The 17,017-nt window shown below is 42.9% G+C and carries 14 protein-coding genes and 2 tRNA genes; 7 read left to right on the top strand and 9 right to left on the bottom strand.

All coding sequences use genetic code 11. The annotated features are described in order from the left end of the window. The first annotated feature begins 45 nt into the window (after window positions 1-45). Window positions 46-1,314, top strand: a complete 1,269-nt coding sequence (locus ABR189_RS00960) for a retropepsin-like aspartic protease (RefSeq protein WP_354658557.1) — start codon at window positions 46-48, stop codon at window positions 1,312-1,314. Between the two features lie 67 nt (window positions 1,315-1,381). Here the strand turns inward: ABR189_RS00960 and ABR189_RS00955 are convergent, their stop codons facing one another. Further along, entirely contained in the window at window positions 1,382-2,149 is a 768-nt protein-coding gene (locus ABR189_RS00955) for a 3-keto-disaccharide hydrolase (RefSeq protein WP_354658556.1), read from the bottom strand. A gap of 184 nt (window positions 2,150-2,333) precedes the next feature. Next, on the bottom strand, window positions 2,334-2,804 hold the full coding sequence (locus ABR189_RS00950) for a GNAT family N-acetyltransferase (RefSeq protein ID WP_354658555.1): 471 nt from the start codon (window positions 2,802-2,804) through the stop codon (window positions 2,334-2,336). Window positions 2,805-2,986: 182 nt separating this feature from the next. Here ABR189_RS00950 and ABR189_RS00945 point away from each other — a divergent pair, with 182 nt between their 5' ends. The 3 genes from ABR189_RS00945 to ABR189_RS00935 all read left to right on the top strand — a co-directional run bounded on the left by ABR189_RS00945 (window position 2,987) and on the right by ABR189_RS00935 (window position 5,917). Continuing rightward, window positions 2,987-3,862: an alpha/beta hydrolase gene (locus ABR189_RS00945; RefSeq protein WP_354658554.1), complete on the top strand. Its 876-nt coding sequence runs from the start codon at window positions 2,987-2,989 to the stop codon at window positions 3,860-3,862. Between the two features lie 1,017 nt (window positions 3,863-4,879). Beyond that, window positions 4,880-5,548 (top strand): response regulator transcription factor, encoded by a 669-nt coding sequence (locus tag ABR189_RS00940; RefSeq protein WP_354658553.1) that lies wholly within the window; start codon window positions 4,880-4,882, stop codon window positions 5,546-5,548. Between the two features lie 141 nt (window positions 5,549-5,689). Further along, window positions 5,690-5,917: a hypothetical protein gene (locus ABR189_RS00935; RefSeq protein WP_354658552.1), complete on the top strand. Its 228-nt coding sequence runs from the start codon at window positions 5,690-5,692 to the stop codon at window positions 5,915-5,917. Here the strand turns inward: ABR189_RS00935 and ABR189_RS00930 are convergent. The 4 genes from ABR189_RS00930 to ABR189_RS00915 form a co-directional block, all read right to left on the bottom strand. Further along, window positions 5,914-8,451, bottom strand: a complete 2,538-nt coding sequence (locus ABR189_RS00930) for a cation-translocating P-type ATPase (RefSeq protein ID WP_354658551.1) — start codon at window positions 8,449-8,451, stop codon at window positions 5,914-5,916. The genes ABR189_RS00935 and ABR189_RS00930 overlap by 4 nt on opposite strands. A gap of 122 nt (window positions 8,452-8,573) precedes the next feature. Then, entirely contained in the window at window positions 8,574-9,299 is a 726-nt protein-coding gene (aqpZ, locus tag ABR189_RS00925) for an aquaporin Z (protein WP_354661076.1), read from the bottom strand. Window positions 9,300-9,452: 153 nt separating this feature from the next. After that, entirely contained in the window at window positions 9,453-10,955 is a 1,503-nt protein-coding gene (locus ABR189_RS00920) for an endonuclease/exonuclease/phosphatase family protein (protein ID WP_354658550.1), read from the bottom strand. Window positions 10,956-11,257: 302 nt separating this feature from the next. Beyond that, window positions 11,258-11,464 carry a hypothetical protein gene (locus tag ABR189_RS00915; RefSeq protein WP_354658549.1) on the bottom strand — a complete coding sequence of 69 codons (207 nt, stop codon included), beginning with the start codon at window positions 11,462-11,464 and terminating at the stop codon, window positions 11,258-11,260. Between the two features lie 285 nt (window positions 11,465-11,749). Here ABR189_RS00915 and ABR189_RS00910 point away from each other — a divergent pair. After that, window positions 11,750-11,825 (top strand) — tRNA-Gly (locus ABR189_RS00910). A gap of 157 nt (window positions 11,826-11,982) precedes the next feature. On the opposite strand, the gene ABR189_RS00905 is transcribed toward ABR189_RS00910, so the two are convergent. Together ABR189_RS00905 and ABR189_RS00900 are read right to left on the bottom strand one after the other, a co-directional pair. Beyond that, the gene (locus tag ABR189_RS00905) at window positions 11,983-12,183 is read right to left on the bottom strand and encodes a hypothetical protein (protein ID WP_354658548.1); all 201 of its coding nucleotides are present in this window, start codon (window positions 12,181-12,183) and stop codon (window positions 11,983-11,985) included. A 158-nt stretch (window positions 12,184-12,341) separates the two neighbouring features. Then, on the bottom strand, window positions 12,342-13,355 hold the full coding sequence (locus ABR189_RS00900; RefSeq protein WP_354661075.1) for a glycosyltransferase family 2 protein: 1,014 nt from the start codon (window positions 13,353-13,355) through the stop codon (window positions 12,342-12,344). Window positions 13,356-13,586: 231 nt separating this feature from the next. Between ABR189_RS00900 and ABR189_RS00895 the strand changes: the two genes are divergently transcribed. Both ABR189_RS00895 and ABR189_RS00890 read left to right on the top strand, forming a co-directional pair. Then, window positions 13,587-14,735: a sensor histidine kinase gene (locus ABR189_RS00895; protein ID WP_354658547.1), complete on the top strand. Its 1,149-nt coding sequence runs from the start codon at window positions 13,587-13,589 to the stop codon at window positions 14,733-14,735. Between the two features lie 121 nt (window positions 14,736-14,856). Continuing rightward, a tRNA-Leu gene (locus ABR189_RS00890) sits at window positions 14,857-14,940 on the top strand. A gap of 434 nt (window positions 14,941-15,374) precedes the next feature. On the opposite strand, the gene ABR189_RS00885 is transcribed toward ABR189_RS00890, so the two are convergent. Beyond that, window positions 15,375-16,841 carry a recombinase family protein gene (locus ABR189_RS00885; protein ID WP_354658546.1) on the bottom strand — a complete coding sequence of 489 codons (1,467 nt, stop codon included), beginning with the start codon at window positions 16,839-16,841 and terminating at the stop codon, window positions 15,375-15,377. Window positions 16,842-17,017 lie beyond the last annotated feature (176 nt).

The following is a 17,017-nucleotide window of genomic DNA, read 5'->3' as shown; positions in this document are numbered from 1 at the left end:
TACCGGGAACCAGTCTTGTGGCAGGTTCCTTCAAAAACCACCACCATGTTCCATATTATGTTAATGATTTCGCTGATGATGCACCCATCTCCTCCGGTCGACTCTCCGGAAGCTGCCAAAGCATTACACATACTGCTGGACCAGAAAGATTTTTTCCGGCTCAGGTCTGCCATCGAAACTAACAGCCCTGCCATCAGCCCAAGGGAAACCCTCTACTTTGCTGCATTTGTAAATAATGCATTTAACCAACACCAGCAATCCATACAAAATATCAATCTCCTGCTGGAGCAATATCCTCAATCCCTGAATGATACTGTTATTGCCAGGTTATTAACTTTACAGAAAGATAATTACGCGAAAACATTTCAGTATGGCCTTGCCGGTAAAACCAACCGGTTATTACTGGATAAATACCATCGTGTGCTCGACAGCACACAAACTGCAGATGCTGCCAATGACAGCTATATCTGGCGTACCCTTGCTGATATCCCACCCCAGGAAGTACATATCCCTAAAGCGACTTCCATTCCCTGGAAAACAGACAAGGTAAAACTGATCAATATTCCTGTAAAAACAGGTGGTCAGGAACACAACTTTATTTTTGACACTGGTGCCAACATCAGTACAGTAAGTCAAAGCTTTGCTAAACAACTGGGACTTCGGATGCTCAACCCACCTGGCAAAAATGAAGTAGTTCCTTCCTGGTACTCTCAACTGGCAGTAGCGGATAGCTTGTATATAGGCGAGGCATTAGTGCAGCATGTGGTATTTCTCGTACTGCCCGACAATCAGCTGGCATTTCCCGGCATAGACTACGCTATCAATGGTATTATCGGTTATCCTGTAATTGCGGGCTTAAAGGAGATCCGGTTATTTCAGAATGGTACACTCACGATACCACAACAATCGGCTAAAAGCAATCTGAACAACCTGGCGCTGGATGGGCTTAATCCCATTGTAGCCTTTGCTACCGACCAGGATACCCTTTGCTTTGAATTTGATCCCGGGGCCAATCACACCGACCTGTTCTACACTTATTTACTCAAGCATAAACAACTCATACAGCAACAGGCGCAGCTAACCACTATTGAAAGTGGTTGTGCAGACGAGGTCGTGAATACAGAAGTATATATCCTCCCTGACTTTAACCTGCATGTAGGTGATAAAAAAGTAACCCTGCACCAGGTAAAAGTACAAACCAGGCCGGTAGAAGGCACCAAAGAAAAATGCTATGGCAATATAGGGCAGGATTTTATCCGGAACTTTGGAGAAATGACCTTGAACTTTGAGCATATGTATGTAAGTTTCCGGTAAATACCGGCATAAAAAAAAGCAGCATACCACTTACCTGGTATGCTGCTTTTTTATAGGAATAATGCCCTTACAATTCTCTTATCCAGATATTGCGGAAACTGAGTGGCTCACTTTTATCACCATGCGCCTGTAATTTAATCGGGCAGGCACCATGTTGTTTTCTATAAGCAGCTTTACCAATATACTGGGTAGGCCCTTGCAGCTCCGTATCGTTCTGGATCAGCACACCATTTTGCAAAACAGTAACACGTGCGGGAGTTTTAACCGTACCATCTTCATTAAAGCGGGGAGCAGTCCAGGTAACATCATACGTTTGCCATTCTCCCGGCTTACGGCAGGCATTTACCAGTGGAGGGGTTTGTTTATAAATACTGCCCGCCTGTCCGTTTACGTAAGTAGGATTGTTATAGGAATCCAGTATCTGCAATTCATATCCATCATCACCGCTACCCGTAGATGCCAGAAACAGGCCACTGTTGCCACGTCCCTGTCCTTCCCCGGTAATATTAGCAGGCACCTGCCACTCAATATGCAGCTGGTAATCCGTAAATGATTTTTTAGTTTGAATATTGCCTGCTTTTTTATTTACAGTAAACACCCCTTTGCCTACTATCCAGTTGGCCGGAGCCTGTGGATCATTTACACTGGCCCATTGATCCAGGTTTTTGCCATCAAATAAAACGATAGCATCGGAAGGCATTTCCGTACTTGCTTTACCGGGAGTTACTACCTTAGGAACAGGTGTCCAGACTTCTGTATCTGCTGGTTTATCCTGAGCAAAAGATAAGGAAGAGCATAGCAACGCAGTAGCTGCAAAAACGATTTTCTTATACATATTAACGCGGATTATTTTAAATGATCATAAAAAACAGGTAAGCACTTTACCCGACAGATGTACCATAATTTTCAAAATTACAACGCAGATATGACAAATTATAGTCCGTTTATCATATTTCAAGACAAGTATCAGGCCAGGTGATAACATAGGCTTAACAGCTCGTAATGGCCGGTATAGCTGTTTACAGGATCTTTTCCAGCAACACCATGTGCTTGCAGGCAATCCCGTTTTCATAGATCGGATCAGGGTAATGCCGGGTAAAAAAGTCCTTCACAATAGCAGTCATTTCAAATCCCTGTTGCTGATAAAGATATAACTGCCCTACACTGGAGTTACCGGTTCCAATCCTTATCCTGGACCATCCTTTTTCCTTTGCCATCCGGCATGCATGGTGTAAAAGGTACTTTCCTATTCCCTTTCCCTGGTATTGTTCCGGCACTGCTATATTCTTTATTTCTGCTATATGCGCCTGCTCCTGCAACACATACACTCCTACCGCCGTCTGATCCAGGTAGGCAATATAGCAGGTACTGTCAAAAATATAACTATCAATGAGTTCCCTGGAAGGATCTGCCAGGAGCAGCAATTCATAGGGAACAGCTCCCCCTTTTTCCAATAACCTCATTTGCAAATGTGCTGTCAATTGATCCATACTGATATGTAAAAAAGCTACTGGTGTAAATGTATAACTTCCCTCCCACTCCACCCCATTAGTATATTAAAATAGTATTAAACCCAGGGCAACCTACCGGATTACTTGCATTTCCGTGGAATATGCTCTTACTTAGCAGTGTTATTACTCCTGGAAACCGTGATTTTTCAAAAAACACACATATGAACTTTAGAGTTAATGCAATGTTGTGGGTACTATTATCAGGAGTAGCCAGTCAATTGTTTGCACAGGAGAAACCGGAGCGGATTACCTATGCCATAAAAGGTACAGACACCCTATGGATGGACCATTACGCTCCTGTAGGGCAGTCAAATGGCAGTACTGTTTTATTTGTTCATGGAGGGGCTTTTGTAAGTGGGCATCCGGATAATCAGCGGCCTTTTGCAGAAGGAATGCGCCGGAAAGGATACAACATTTTTGTAATATCCTACCGTTTATACCTGAAAGGGAAAGATTTTGGCTGTACTACAGCTACGCCGGAAAAGCTGAAAGCTATCCGGATAGCAGTAGAGGATGCTGCTGATGCCACTAAATATGTAACCAACCACGCCGCCAGCTTGCAGGTAGATACCAGTAAATTCTTTATTGCAGGTAGCAGTGCCGGGGCAGAAACCATTTTGCAGTTATTATACAATCCTTTTGCCAGCAGTGACCAGGACAGGTATCAGTATTTCAATCAGTTCCATTTTAAAGGAGCGATGGTATTTGCCGGTGCACTGATTGATATGAATCCGCTGAAACAGGACAATTGGATACCAATGTTATTAATGCATGGCACCAAAGACCAGCTGGTACCTTTTGGCACTGCCGCACATCGCTTTTGCCGTGCTGTTGATGCAGGGTGGCTCATGATGTTTGGTGCCCATACTATTTATGAGCAGGGAAAAGCATGGCACAAACCGGTAGTACTTTATACTTATGAGGGTAAAGGACATGATGTAAGCAATTATATGTTCCGGGAATTTGATAAAATGGATCAGTTTATGAAGCAGGTGATTTCTGGAAAGAAAATAAAAGCACAGGAAATTAAATTATAAACTACCACCCAAGAAAAGGCAGCAGGGTAGCTATCCTATGAAAACCTTTACATTACTGATTACAGTAAACCGGTTAAACCGGATCATATATTTCAATTACAAATTATCATTATTAAAGGGTCATTTTCTGGCATAGTGTAAATCACTCCCGCTAGTGCCTGGTACATAATAGGAGTTACCAGGCTAAGCGAGAGTGGTTTTTTATCAGGAATATGGCTCTCCGGTGTATTCCTCCTGAAGTACCGCTTTTCCCTTGCATTAAATAATCAGCATGGCTAACACTTTAATTCATGGGTAAGGATTTGTTACATACAGGGAGTGGTTATAAAAACAGGACCTTTGTTATTACCTGGGGCAGCTGTCTTTATAGGTGTTTCACTTTATCGTTTTATGTTTTATTAATAGCGCAAAACTCAGCAATTAGATTCAATAATCTAAGTACTTTCTTCCATTTCCCCTAAAAATGAGTAGTAATACCTATGTTTATAGGTGGTAACACTTATTTTGAGAATACGTAGGAGAGGAACATCTACTGGCTGATTAATTTGATGCATCTTTACAGGAATAAACCGTCGTGTAGAATATTGAACCTCCCTGTTTTTGTGGCCACCAAAACTGCATGATTTTATTCTGGAACTATATTCAATTTACGAAAAAAGAGAACGGACAGACGATATTAAATAATAAAAAAAGTAAAATACTATGCATGCATAAAATCAGGGAGCGACATATTCCAACATCATTATTCACTTTAAGGTCATTACATGGCTGCCATACACCAGCCGACCGGTTTGTCAATACCTGTTGTATATGTTAAACTAACCTGGAGTTACCTATTAAATCATATCCTGATGCCGATACACTTTCAGCGTGCGCTCAATGCCGCTTCCCGACCACCTATGCTCAACTGGCAATGCCACCTTTCTAACGGCAGGCGAAGATTATTATCAGCAACCAACTTCCGGTGAATAAGTTATCCCGCTTATACTACCGAATAAAACGCCTCCATTACAAATCATGACAAACTTAAATTATAAAATATTACTCATTGAGGAAGATCCAGTGATTACCAGAGAGGTTAAGAAATTGCTGCACCTGGATAATTACCAGGTGTATACTACTGCCTATTCGGGGGAAGGGATCAAAATGTGCCGGCACTACAAACCCGACCTGATCATCTGCAACACCAACCTGCGTGATGAAAGCGGGTATCATTTTTTAATAGCGCTGAGAAACGATCTTAAACTCAAACATATCCCCTTCATTTTCATTAATGGCAAAGACAGTAAAGATGATATCCGTATGGGTATGAACCTGGGGGCAGACGATTACCTGACGGCCCCGTTCAAAAGCAAGGAACTACTCCTGAGCATAAAATCACGCCTGGACAGGTTTGATATTTTTAATACCAGGTCAACACATGAAAACAAACACACCACCATTATTTCTGTTCCGGTTATTCCACAGGAAATAAACAATAAACTGAGCAAAACAGAGTTTAAAATTATTACCATGATCGCGGAAGGAATGAGTACAAAAGAAATAGCCGGATCACTCAACATCAGTCTTAAAACTGTAGAAAATCACCGGCACAACATTTCAAAAAAACTAAACCTGTCAGGGCATAACTCTCTGGTAAGGTATGCCATCAAAAATATTAAACAGGAGTTTAAAATACTGGGGTAGTCCCCCGTTTCGGCCAATTAAACGGGGGACAAAGGAAAATATGATATCACATTAATTTTACAATAATTACCGTTTCCCCTCCTTCCCATAATCAGCTAGTTTTGTATCTTCGTATCAGACATTTAAATAATAACTGATTTTATGATGACGGAAAGAATCATGCATGATATTTACATGCAGGAAAAAAACGAAGGAGGGAAAACGGCGCCTCCTGCCACAAAACAAATGCCTCCCGCGGAGATCGATGAAATTATTTCAGATGGTTCAGGAGGTGCTTTTGAACAAACAGAAGAAGTATCAGATACCCGTGAAATAACAGATCACGAGGAAGATGAACAAACAACACCCCCCAAAAGGCAGTATTACTAGTCAATCATTGCCTTATCCGCAGGCAATGATTGTTTTACCCCCCTTCTTTTTAACAGCTTCCATATTTCAAACCAGATTACTGCTATTCCCCCTGTTAAAACCGATACGCCTAATTCCTGCAAACCAGGTTTTTCAAATTTAAAAAAGGTGGTTACCGGTGATACATACAAAATAACAGCCAGCATCGCGATGGTAGCAATAAGCATTGCACGCAGCAAGGCGTTATTATAACGGATGGTCACAAAGATGGAATAATAGAAAGACCTATTTACCAGCATCAGGAAAATATTGGCGGTAAGCAACGTGGTAAATACCATGGTACGGGTCAGGTTTTCATCATAGCCTTTTTGTACAGCGTACTGATAAATAAATAGTGTACCCAAGGTAATGATCAGCCCCTGTACAATACTGATTCCCAGTTCACCCAGCGACAAAAAGGTTTTGGAATAAGGCCGTGGTGGTTGCAGCATGGTATTCTTCTCCGGCGGTTCGTTCTCATACACAATAGAGCAGGTAGGCCCCATGATAAGTTCCAGGAAGATGACATGCACGGGGGTGAAAATATTGGGATACACCCAACCCAGCAGCAAGGGAATGGTAACCGTTAAAATAATGGGAATGTGAATAGACAGGATATATTGAATCGCCTTTTTCAGGTTGCTGTAAATTTTGCGGCCCATTTTGATCGCATCCACCATTTTAGACAGGTCATCGTCTGCCAGTACCAATGCTGCTGCCCGCTTCGCTATTTCCGTCCCTTTATGCCCCATAGCGATTCCGATATGGGCCGCCTTTAATGCAGGCGCATCATTCACACCATCTCCTGTCATCGCTACTATCTGTTGATTTTCTTTCAAGGCGTTTATAATACGTAGTTTGGCTTCGGGAAACATGCGGGTAAAAACATTCACCTCCTGAACGGTACGCTGCAAATCCTGGGGCGACAACCGTAATAATTCTTCTCCGGTAAGTGCTTGCTCTGTACCGGCCAATCCGGCCTGCCTGGCAATGGCCAGGGTAGTAGCAGTGCTATCCCCTGTAATGATTTTTACCGCTATACCGGCATCATAAAACTGGCGGAATACGGTGGTGATATTGGCTTTAGGCGGATCATAAAATGCTACCAACCCCATGAAAACAAATGGCAATTCCTGCTGGGTAGCCGGGAAATCAGTTCCTTCAAAAGGGCTTTGTGCCACGCCTAACAAGCGGTAACCATTTCCGGCCAGCTCTTCTGCCACTGCGATAACATGCTGCCGCTCTTCTTCCGGCAAATGGCAGCATTGCAGGATAGCTTCCGGTGCGCCTTTCGCAGCAATGATCCTTTTCCCTGTTTTATCAGCAAATATGTGGGTCATCATAGGAGGTTTTCCTCCCAGCGGATATTCATGTACCATCGCATAAGCGGGTCTTTCATCCTCCGTAGCCAGCGCACTGTAAGCTTCATGCAACGCTTTTTCCATCGGGTCAAAGGGAATAGGCTCGCTGGCCCACATGGCGGTGGTGATCAGCTGTCCCGCCGTTTCGTTTGTCCATTGCTGATGTTCCAGCACTTGCCGGGTGGCGGCAATGTAAACTGCTGCCAGCTGCATCCTGTTTTCCGTAATCGTTCCCGTTTTATCTGAGCAAATAACGCTGGCACTCCCCAGTGTTTCCACTGTTTGGGTTTGCTTTACAATAATGCCCATTTTCATCAACCTCCAGGCGCCAATGGCTACAAAGGTGGTAAAGGCCACGGGAATCTCTTCCGGTAATACAGACATCGCCAGGGTAAGACCTTTTAACAGGCTATCCAGCACATCATGAGAATCAAAATAATTAATGCCCCATACCAGGAGGAATATTACACCACCAGCAATCGCCATCATAGTTACAAAACGGCTGATCTTCTGTTGCAGAGGTGATTTCTCCTCCTTGATGTCCTGCAGGGCATGCCCTATCTTTCCTAGTGCAGTATGATTTCCGGTATGTGTTACCCGGCAGATAGCCAGTCCGCTTACTACCGCAGTGCCCTGGTATACCGTAGCATTTTCCTGGTGCTCATCTTTATTTACAGCAAAGGCCTCTCCTGTTAGCACCGATTCATTCACAGCAAAATCATTTGCCTGCAGGATCAGCGCATCTGCAGGTACCTGCACGCCTTCTTCCAGGATAATAATATCTCCGATTACCAGTTCTTTGGCCGTTATTTCTACCTGCTGTCCGTTACGGATCACTTTTACGAGGGGAGCAGTCAGTTGTTTCAGGGCATCCAGCGCGTTACGGCTTCTGGAGTTCTGGTAAAAGGAAATGGCAGATACTACTAATATGGCCACCAACATAAAAATACCTTCCCCGGTTTCGCCCAACAGGAAATAAATAATCCCCGCTGCCAGTAATAGAATAAACATCGGCTCGGTAATCGTTTCTTCCAACGCTGCCGCGACCGCGCTCTTTTCTTTATGGTCCATTACATTACTACCGGAACGGCGTCTTTCCTGCAATACTTCATCATTGGTTAAACCGGAAAATCTGGAAGGAATAGCTTTTTGCATAGTTCTAATTTAGGGTATTCATCACCATTTAACAATGATAAAATGCAGGTTAAAGAAATGGCATAAAAAAAGCCAGGTGGCTGCTCACTGGCACCACCTGGCTAATAATTCATTTTATATTTTTAGCTTTTAGCTTCATTAAACAATCCTTTCCATACTATAGCGGCTACAATACCACCTGCAATCGGTGCTACTATAAACAACCACAATTGCTGCAATGCTTTTCCGCCAGCAAAAATAGCAGGCCCAAAACTACGTGCAGGGTTTACTGAAGTACCTGTGATCGGGATAGCCACCAGGTGTATCAGCATCAGTGTAACACCGATGGCCAGGCCTGCCATGGTACTGTTACCCCATTTGGAAGTAACCGCAAAAATTACAAACAGGAACAGAAAGGTTAATACCGCTTCTGCAATAAATGCAGCGGTTGTATTAAAATTACCTAAGTATCCCTCACCCCATCCATTTGCACCCAAAGCCCATTCCCCCATCTCAAAGCCTGACTTGCCGGATAATATAAGGTATAATACACCGGCACCTAACACCGCACCAATGAATTGTGCAACAATATACCCCACTGCATCGCCTGCTTTAATTTTACCAGCTACCAGCATGGCAATCGTAATAGCAGGATTAATATGGCAGCCCGAAATGCCGCCAATGGCATAAGCCATCGCTACTACTGAAAAGCCAAATGCAATAGCAATACCTAATAGTCCTACTCCTGCTGGTCCGGCAGTACTGATACCAGAAACTGCCGCAGCGCCGCAACCAAATAATACCAAAGAAAAAGTACCGATGAGTTCAGCAATGTACTTCTGCATAATTGTAGATTTTGATGTTAAAATTGGGTGTTAAGAATGTGGTGTTTTCTATTCCAACATGACGGGAGGCAGCGGGAGGATATTTTTATTACCCAGACATACTGCCCTTTACAAATCAATGCTATCTACAATATAAGCTTATTTTATGATTTTGTGTATGGCCTGCGGCAATTTTTACTACAGGATCCGGAAGGTAGTTACGAGTGCAGCATGGTCTGATGGATAATGCGCAGGATGCGTAGTGATCGTAAAAGATTGTAGCGGCTGTAACTTTCCTTTGTAATAAATATAATCAATGCGGTCTTGAAATGCATTGGGGAATTGTGGTGTCCAGGTAATGCCACGTTCTTTCAGCGGATCAGGATGTACCTCACGGAAGGAATCTTTGAACCCTGCCGCCATCATTAGTTTGCCAGCGGGAAAAGCAGCTACATGTCCTCCGTTCAGATGACGGGTACTTTCTACCCAATCAAGGTGAGAGCCACTGTTAAAATCCCCGCAAAAGATAACAGGCAGCTGATCTGCACGGTCTACTACAGGCGATATCTTATCCAGGATCTGGCGTAGCTTGCTGCCATTCACCGCTTCCATCTGTTGCAACATGGAGTCGGTAGAAAAGGATTGCCCTTTCTCCAGCATATCCCAATAGTCAAAAGGATAGTTAAGCCAATTGGTATAAAAAGCTATTTCTTTTTGCGCATTCAGTTTAATACGGGCGCCACCGTTATAAAACGGATGCTCTCCCGGTAATGTTTCCACAATAGGGTACTTACTCATTATGCTCAGGTTGGACCCTCTCAGGTAAAAATAATACCCCAGTGCATCGGCAATAACAGCACCGGAACCATATGTTTCCTGCATAGAAACAATATCTGCCCCCGACTGGCGGATCACGTCTACCACTCTTTGCGGCCCTACTTCCTTCCCGGTTTCATTACCTCCATGATAGATATTAAAGTTCATCACTTTCAGCTGGTTTCCTGCCTGCAATGGCGGACGTTTTTTGGTGGGCATATATTTGGTGCAGGCCTGCTGTATCTGTTCGGCAGATAATGCCGACTGATAAAGGCCCACTTCATCTACACAGCCGTTGAAAGCCTCCCACTGTTCCAGGTCCCCCTGCTTCCGGCCGCCTATATCCAGTGTAGCTGCTTCCTGCACACCGGATATACCCGGAGTATAATAAATCGCTACCTGCTGCCCGTCGTAATACATGCTGCATTCCATCTTGGCAGTATCATAAGAAAATGCAAGCAGATGCCATTTATCATCCTTTATACTTTGCCGTTGTACAGTAGGCTGGTACTCATATGTTTGATTGCCCTGCATGATTTTCCAGTACCAGGCACCATTAGCCTGCAAGCCAATGGTCCAGCCTTTCTGTGTATCTTCTTTACCGGATACGGCTTCCAGTATGGCATAACTGTTTTGTGCAGTTTTGGCGGCTTTTGCCCAGCACATCACTGTAAAAGAGCCCTTATATCCTTTCAGGGCGTAAGGCACCTGCATGATTTTTCTGCTGGGAGCAGAAGCTTCCAGGTTCAATGCCTTTCCGCTGATGCCTTTGGCAGTAACCTGGGCCGGCTGGTCTTCAAATGTACATTGATAAACTGGCTGCTGTGCGGAGACGTAATGTCCTCCTAATAATAAGATCAGTAGAGAGATAGTAAACTGGTGCATGATAACCGCTTTTAAAACTGCGGGACGTAAATATAACAGCCGATTTTAATAATACATAGTGCCGGGCTTACCGTTCATGTATTACCGTGAGATGTCTGAGCGAAGTATAATTCATATAAAAGAATAACAGCCACCTCTTTTATATAAAGGAGGTGGCTGCTATTTAAAAACGTGCTGTTGTTACCTTTCCGGTAACGGTTACAAATGGTCTGATATTGGTTTCTTCATAGGATATAGTCTACATTATATAGTACATGTGCGGTATATAGTTCATTGCTCATGCACGAATCAGGTAAACTATATTATTTTTCCAACCAACTCCAAAAGGCATCATTGCCGCTCTGGAGAAAAAGTACGGCACAAATAACGGCCAGTACAATCATAATTACGGCGATGGTACGGTCTTCCTGCCTGGATCGGGATACAGGAGACAAAGGCGTTGTTTCGGCTGCATTATTTGCATTTCCATATTTTGTTCCAGGATGTAGTAATAGGCTAAGCATTTTCATTTTTCACGTAATTAATCAGTAATGGAATTAAGGTTTCATCCTGTTCTTCAAAATGTGGTTAAAATTATTTGGTTGTTGTATTCAGTTATAACGTGTTTTTGTGATTTACTAAATTTAGTATATCCTGTGTATCAATATACTACACTTTTGTGTGATTTCTATGCACAACTGTTCATGAAAAAAAATTTACAAACACTGTAAAAAAAGTCAACAATTTATTTGTCAGTTTCAAACAGTTTCTTACTTTTGCAATCCCAACGAAACAACATAGTTCTTACAAATCATGCGGAAGTAGCTCATTTGGTAGAGCACGACCTTGCCAAGGTCGGGGTGGCCGGTTCGAGCCCGGTCTTCCGCTCCATAAAAAAGTCTGATTGATCATTTCAATCAGACTTTTTTTTTGCACATACCCCTGCACACATTTCCCAACTATCATTTTATTTACTGATAACAAAGGCTATCAAACAAAAAGCCCCGGCTCATGGCCAGGGCTTTAATATCTGTGAAAGCTGATCAGCTTACTTATACTTTGGACTATACAAGGTACTTTCCGGTACAGCTACTTCTGGTTTACCTTTGTAGTGATGCTTATAGAGGTTGTAGCAACCACCTAATGCAAAAGCTATCACACAAGCAAAAGTTACGTAAAAAATGAACCGGGAGGACGCAACCCTGTCAAGGGTGATGTCGTTCTTATTTTCAAGCGTATTTTGTTCCATAATCAGTTTTTTTCGCATTGCAAACTTACATCAAGTCAAATAATAATCAAAGTATTATTTAAAAAGTTTACAATTGGCCCAGCTTCTGAAGGAGCTTATACCTTGGTGTATCGCACTTTGGGTATTATTATGCCTTAAAACTCCGGGAGATATATGCCTTATTTGTTAAGGTCTGAAAACTTCTTTCTGTTAAGAAAATAATAGCGCCAGATCATAATGCCGTGAAACACCCCACTGATAGCCAGTAATTTCTTCTCCGGCAAAGTATCTTTTTTCACATATTTACGTCGCCATTTATAATAATCGCGATACGCCCTGAAGATGGCCATCATGTCTTTAGGCTTACCTGCTGCCAGGCTTTTTACAGCAGCCAGCAGATCCAGGAAAAACCGCTGGGATAACACGATCCACCTGTCTTCCGAATGCAGGTTTTTCCACAGCATCATCAGGTTATTCCGGAAATTGAGGTATAACTTCCGGGGATTACCCTGGGGTAAACTCCCCCCTCCCACATGGAATACCACTGATTCCGGACAATACATCACCCGGTAGCCAGCCCGCTGCAAGCGCCAGCACAGATCCACTTCCTCCATATGTGCAAAAAAATCATCATCAAATCCACCTACTTCCCGGAAACAGGCCGATCTGATAAATAAAGCAGCCCCGGTAGCCCAGAAAATGTCCTGGGCATCGTTATACTGACCATGATCCACTTCAGTGGTATACAGTATCCGCCCCCGGCAAAAAGTATATCCCAGGATATCCATCCAGCCTCCGGCAGCGCCCGCATACTCAAAACGCTCCTGGTCATGGTAAGCCCTCATTTTAGGCTGACAGGCAGCTATGTTGGGGTCCTGCTGCATTTGCGCTATTACCGGTTCTATCCAGCCCGGCGCCACTTCCACATCCTGGTTCAGCAACACATAGATATCCGCTTCCACTTCCTTTAAGGCTGCATTGTAGCCTCCTGCAAATCCATTATTATACTTATTCTGAATAAGTTTTATCTGTGGATAATGTGCTTTTACAAAAGCAACACTGTCATCCGTAGACGCATTATCCGCAACATATAAATCCAAATTACCATAAGTAGAACTGCATACGGAGGGCAGGAACTTTTCAAGAAAAGCCTTCCCGTTCCAATTTAGAATAACTACAGCTACTGATGGCAATACTGACAAAGGATATTTCGTTTATGCGTTAACTGATATTTTGCGTTGCAAATATGCAACAAAATGCTATATAACTTACATTATAAATGGCTTCCGTCAGGCAGGTTTAACAGTTTATAAACAGGTATACCCGGTTTTATGGGGCACAGGCAGCAAATACTGCTGCCAAAGCACCACAAACCTTATACCATCAATTATTTATGCTTAATTTAGGCACGACAAGTATTCCGTATGTTTAAACAGTATGTAGGATGGAAGTTTGTACTGGCAGCCATGGCGCTGATCATTATTGCCACTACGATCTGGTTCGTCAGCAACTTATCCCAGAAAATCCAGCAGGAAGAACGGAAAAAGGTGGCTACCTGGGTAGAGGCTAACCGGGAACTGCTGCAGGCTTCTTCTGAAGCCAACCTGAACCTGGCCATCGAAATAGTGACGACCAATACTACTATCCCGCTGATCCTCACTGATGAGCTGGGGAATATCATCGACAGCCGTAACCTGGATTCGGCCAAAATTGCCCAGCACAAAGGCTACCTGAAAGCCCAGCTGGACATCTATAAAAAGCAGCACCCTCCCTTTATCATGGAAGTAGATGCCAGACAAAAAGTCTATAACTATATCTACTACGGCGACTCCCTCATCCTGAAACAGATCAGGTACTACCCCTACATACAGCTTATCGTGGTAACCCTGTTCATTGGGGTGGTATTATTTGCACTGTCCAGTGCCAACAGGGCTACACAAAACATGGTGTGGGTGGGGCTCACCAAAGAAACCGCCCACCAGCTGGGCACTCCCCTATCTTCTATGGAAGCCTGGATGGAACTGCTCAAAGAAAATGAGGCCAACACCCCTATCGTAACAGAACTGGGTAAAGATATAGACCGCCTCAAACTGATCACCGACCGCTTCTCCAAAATAGGCAGTGTGCCCAAACTGGAAGAAAGGAACATCGTGGAACAGATTGAAAGCATGACCAGCTATATCCGTAAGCGGGCATCACAAAAGGTACACCTGACTGTACATTCCCCCGAACAGGAAATCCCTGCCATGATCAGCCCCCCGCTTTTTGACTGGGTAGTGGAAAATCTGCTGAAAAACGCCCTGGATGCTATGGAAGGGAAAGGAGATATCGATCTATATATAGAGAACCATCCGGCTCATATCATCATCGATGTTTCAGATACCGGCAAAGGTATCCCCAAAAGCAACTTTGAGAAAGTGTTCAAACCCGGTTTCAGTACCAAGAAAAGAGGCTGGGGCCTGGGCCTCTCCCTCGCTAAAAGGATCATCGAAGACTATCACAAAGGACGGCTCACTGTAAAATCCTCCGAGCTCAACAAAGGAAGTACCTTCCGGATCTGGCTGAGAAAATAATGCAGGGAATAACGGGAAATTGCGCTCTTAAATCCCCTGTGGCAGTGCTATAGTGACATTATTTATAATTAAATTTGCTTATTTTCAAAAACAAACTATTTTTGCACTCCTTCTACCAGATGCGGAGGTGGCGAAATTGGTAGACGCGCTACTTTGAGGTGGTAGTGCCTGAAAGGGCTTGGGAGTTCGAATCTCCTCTTCCGCACTTAAGGAAACGATCAGTTTTGGTCGTTTCCTTTTTTTATGCAATTAACAGGCTGATTTGCATTGTTTTATTGTTCCATTTCTGGATCAATAATTGTGTTCGAGTTTTTCAGAAACGTTTAAGCGCCGATTTGTTATGTAGCCAGATTGCAATCTACAGGCTGACATCCTGTGTTCGATTCAATCATTAGGTTTCAGACCCTGTGAAGCCATCTCTCTCTTTTGCGTTTTATATGTCCGCGCAATTAAATAAAGAAAATCCAGTATTATTTCGGCTTTTTCCCTGTTCACACTTATGCCGTTCCGGGATAGTAATCTAATAGCTTGATTAACAAATACCTTTCTACCTGAAAAACTACTCTGATTTTTATAATGAAATTCACTCATGTTCAATTGTATTAAAGGATTAAAAAAGTATGCGAGATGCAACACATCCTATTTACGGCATTCCACAATCAGAGCTATTACTTCATTAATTTTTAGGGAGTCAAAATTTACTGTGACAGGGTTTATTGCGGCTGGTGTAAACAGGCTTATGATATCGCGTTTTCCTTTTGTATCCTGCTCTCTATAAGATTGAGAGACATTGAAATTGGTGTCGGGCCACAAATTATCATTACGATCACAACCGGTTAACTTTTGGGTAATACTCTTTAACTGATGATTCAACTGGCATAATATCTCAATGTGTTCCTTTTTCAATTTACTGAAGTCATCAAGGTCGATCCGTCCATCAAGAAAGTACTTCCTGGCCTTTGAAATATGAAGTTCTTGCTTTGAGATAGTATCCAGTATTCTTTTGCGTTCATCTATATACTCTCTTCGGCAAGTAAAAATGTTCTCGTCTTCTAATACTAGACCAAGAAGTTCATACACTTCAGGCCGGAGGTATATTTCCTTTAATTTTTCTTCATAACTGCTATTTAGCACTTCAGCCTTAAATCTACCTTTGCATTTGTATCCCATGCAGTGATAATAGGAGTATTTTAGGTACTTTCCATGTGATACGCTTCCGGTTATTCTGCCGCCACACCATGGACAAGACAGGAAACCTCTTAAAGGAAACAACGATCTTAAGGCATCTTTATTCCCTCTTTTGTTACGGTCCTTAGTAATTATAAGTTGAACCTGGTGGAATAAGCGTTCTGAAATTAATGGCTCATGGATACCCTTTACAATTTGTTCTTCCTCTTTCCGGTTTGCCCGGATTCTAATAAAGCCACAATAGATTGGATTATGTACAAGTTTCCAAAAGTTATTCTTACTACATTGAAATCCATTTACGCAAGCCATTTTTCTAACTTGGCTAATCGTAAGAGTCCCGGTTGCCAGTTGTTGGAATGACCATTTAATATAATCAGCCTCTGGCTGTTTAGGCAGGATAATTTCTTTACCGTCAGGAGTTGTACTGTTCATATAACCCATAGGCGCTCTTCCTGGCCATCGCCCCATTTTTCTCGCTCTACGCATGCCGTCTGATGTGGTCAGGCTGCGCCTACTATTCTCCGCCTCAGGTATGGATAAATAAACAGCAAGCATTACAATACTTTCCGGTATCTCAAGATCGATCGGTTGATCTACTGCCATAGGCTGAACATTCAGCTCTCTTAACATTCGTATCATTTGATAAGCATATTCAATATTCCTGCTAAAGCGATCCCATTTTATGAATAAGATATTTTCAGGTGACCCGTGGGTATTTTTTTGGATTTTTTTAATGAGCTTTTTCCATTCAGGACGGTTAAAATCTTTTGCGGAATAGTCCTCCCGGTATATTCCCTTAATCCGGATACCATATATTTCGCAATGTTTTATAAGGCGATCTTCCTGTTCTTCAAGGGAGTGGCCTTTTCTTTTTTGTTCATCGGTACTTACCCGAACATACAAATAGGCTGATTTCATAATTACGTTTTTATTTTTAGACAAGATTTAGATAGAATAAATACGTATAGCTGGGGAAAGCGAGTGTTTTAGCTACCCATAATCGTGTGTTTTCCCTCGCGGATAGGATAAAGGAGTTGAGTACATTGTGGCCATTTTGTTGACATCATTCGCACTAACATGTTTGTAATGTTGAC

The sequence above is a fragment of the Chitinophaga sp. H8 genome (genome assembly GCF_040567655.1).
Taxonomy (GTDB): domain Bacteria; phylum Bacteroidota; class Bacteroidia; order Chitinophagales; family Chitinophagaceae; genus Chitinophaga; species Chitinophaga defluvii.
Note: the sequence above shows the minus strand (reverse complement) of the source record. Positions and strands in the feature narration are given on the sequence as shown.